The organism is Candidatus Dependentiae bacterium (genome assembly GCA_026389065.1).
GTDB lineage: Bacteria > Babelota > Babeliae > Babelales > Chromulinivoraceae > JACPFN01.
Window position 1 is genome coordinate 1 of the sequence record JAPLIP010000066.1, and the last position, 2,593, is coordinate 2,593.

General features: G+C 35.8%; 2 protein-coding genes. One reads left to right on the forward strand and one right to left on the reverse strand.

From position 1 onward, the window contains the following. Positions 1-695: hypothetical protein (locus NTU89_04490; protein ID MCX5923787.1), on the forward strand; the 695-nt coding region annotated here is incomplete at its 5' end. A 96-nt stretch (positions 696-791) separates the two neighbouring features. On the opposite strand, the gene argS is transcribed toward NTU89_04490, so the two are convergent. Continuing rightward, positions 792-2,444 (reverse strand): arginine--tRNA ligase, encoded by a 1,653-nt coding sequence (argS, locus tag NTU89_04495; protein MCX5923788.1) that lies wholly within the window; start codon positions 2,442-2,444, stop codon positions 792-794. Positions 2,445-2,593 lie beyond the last annotated feature (149 nt).

A 2,593-nucleotide genomic window follows, 5' to 3' on the forward strand; every position in this document is an offset into this window, starting at 1 on the left:
CTACAATTCCATCAATGGTGATTATCAATGCAACAAACGGCTGTAGCACTACTGGTCTTCCAGAACCAAGAAGCGGAATTTTAATAGATACGGCAGGAACAGCTATCGTAGCTGGTGGTGGAACAGGGCTTACTACATTGACCGCCTATGCTATTTTAGTTGGTGGAACAACAGCAACAGCAAGCTTGCAGCAAATTCTTCCAAGCAGTACAGCAGGAGACGTTCTTACTTCAAATGGAGCAACTGCGCTTCCAGTGTGGTCCGCGCCTACCGCTCAGATTATTCAGACGGCCACTGTTGCATTGACTAATGCAGAAGTAAAAGGTCTTGGGACAACTCCAATTACCTTAGTTGCAGCTCCAGGCTCTGGAAAAGTAATTAATGTCTTAAATTGTTTTGTTAAACTAAATTATGGCGGTAATGATCCGTTTACCATGACTGGGACTGACCATATAGAATTGTTTTATACAAATAGCTCTGGGCAAAAAATTTATACCGCAGCTATGAGTCATAGTGCATTTACATCTTCGCAAAGTAAGGCTGCATGGGCTGGTCCAGATGCGCAGACTGGAATAAATTTTTCTGGTTGTGATAATGCTCCAGTGGTAATTTGGGCGACAGGTGCTGTTGCTGGAAATGCTTCTAATGATAATACTTTAACCGTTGTTATAACGTATGAAGTTCTGACCATTTAGTTTTTGAATTTTTATTTAAAAAGCTAAATTAAAAAAAGAATGAGCAGGAATATTTAAATATTCCTGCTCATTCTTTTTTGTAAATTTTTGATTGCCCTACATTTTTTCCATTGGGGTAACACCCATTAAAAACAAACAAGTTTTAAGTGTTTGTTGTACGAGTCCAATGATATGCAATCTTTGCTGTGTCACTTCTGGGTTGCTTGCATCAATAACTCGTTGTGCATTGTAATATCTATGAAAAAGTGTTGCGAGTTCTAAGGTAAAATATGCAAGTAAATGAATTTGATGATTTTGACCAATGTTAAAAATAAGCGATTTTAAAGAGCAGATTTTTTTAAGAATTAATTTTTCCAGGTCAGAAAGTGACAGATCATAATTACAATCTTTTGCAGTGATAATATTTTCATCAGCTGCTTTTTTTTGAATACTTAGAGTTCGAACATATGCATACTGAATGTAATAAACAGGGTTTTCATTGCTTTGTTTTAATGCTAAATCGATATCAAACTGTAATTCAGCATCAGCCTTTCTATTTAAAAAGAAAAATCGTGCAACGTTTTTTCCAACTTCTTGGACCACTTCTTCAAGTGAAACCATGTTGCCAGTTCGTTTCGACATTTTGAACTGCTCACCATCTTTCATCACGTGTACGAGCTGATACAAAATGACATTTAATTTTTTTGGATCATAGCCAAGAGCCTGCATAATCGCATTGAGTCTTGTTTTGTAGCTGTGATGATCATGACCTAAAACCATAACAAGTTCATCAAACCCGCGATCTATTTTATCGATAAGGTATGCAATGTCTGCAGCAACGTATGTCAATTCTGCGTTAGCTTTTCTTAGCACGCGGTCTTTGTCGTCACCAAAGGTAGTTGATCGAAACCAGAGTGCTCCTTCTTGCTCGTAGGTGTGTCCCGTGCGGATGAGTCTTTCAAGTGCGTCATGAACTTTGCCATGATCATGAAGACTTTTTTCAGAGAACCAGATGTTAAATAAAATTCCGTAGCTTTCAAGCGTTTGTTGTAAATTTATAAGCATGTGTTCTTTTGCGTAGTCTTGAAAAAAGCTATCTGGCTCTTGTGTTAAGTTTTGACCAAATTGAGCTACGCACGTTTTTGCTAAATCTACTAAATACTCTCCGTGGTATGCATCTTCTGGTAGTTCAATATTTTGATCACCAAGATTTTGCAGGCATCGTATTTTAAAAGAGTTACCAAGTTTTGTAATCTGTGCACCCGCGTCGTTGATATAAAATTCTTTGGTAACATCATGGTGTAAAAATGTAGACACGTTTGCAAAAACGTCGCCTAAAATTCCATTTCTTCCATGGCCTACATGCATAGGGCCAGTTGGGTTTGCACTGACAAATTCAATGTTAATTTTTTTTGGATGTGTTGGTTTATCGGCAAAGAAAGTTTCTTTTTTTTGAGCAATTTCTTGTGCTAATTTTTGGTACCAACCATGGGTCATAAAAAAGTTTAAAAATCCTGGTCCTGCTACTTCGATGCGGTTAATATCTTCATGTTTGAAATTGTTGATAATTTCTTGAGCAAGCTCGCGTGGATTTCTTTTTAATTCTTTAGCGCAAATCATTGCAATGTTTGCATTGATATCCCCAAAGGATTGCTTTTCTTCATCAATATTTAAATCAAACAAAGATGAATTTATTACATGTGTCGGGATTTGTAGATGATTTTGTAAAAATAAGAAAAATTCTGATTTTAGTTGTTCAAAATGATTCATTTCAATGGTCCTTTTATTTTTTTCTTATTTTGTATATGGATATAATCATTTTATTTTGTTTGTAGTTTTTTGTCCAATTATGGGTTGTCCATTCAAAAATGGACCTATTTTTTTGTTTTGATTTCATGATTAAGTTTTTTTATAAATCA

Excerpts from the sequence above, each read along its gene's own strand:
- argS (MCX5923788.1), bottom strand. The coding sequence starts at position 2,444 with ATGAATCATTTTGAACAACTAAAATCAGAATTTTTCTTATTTTTACAA.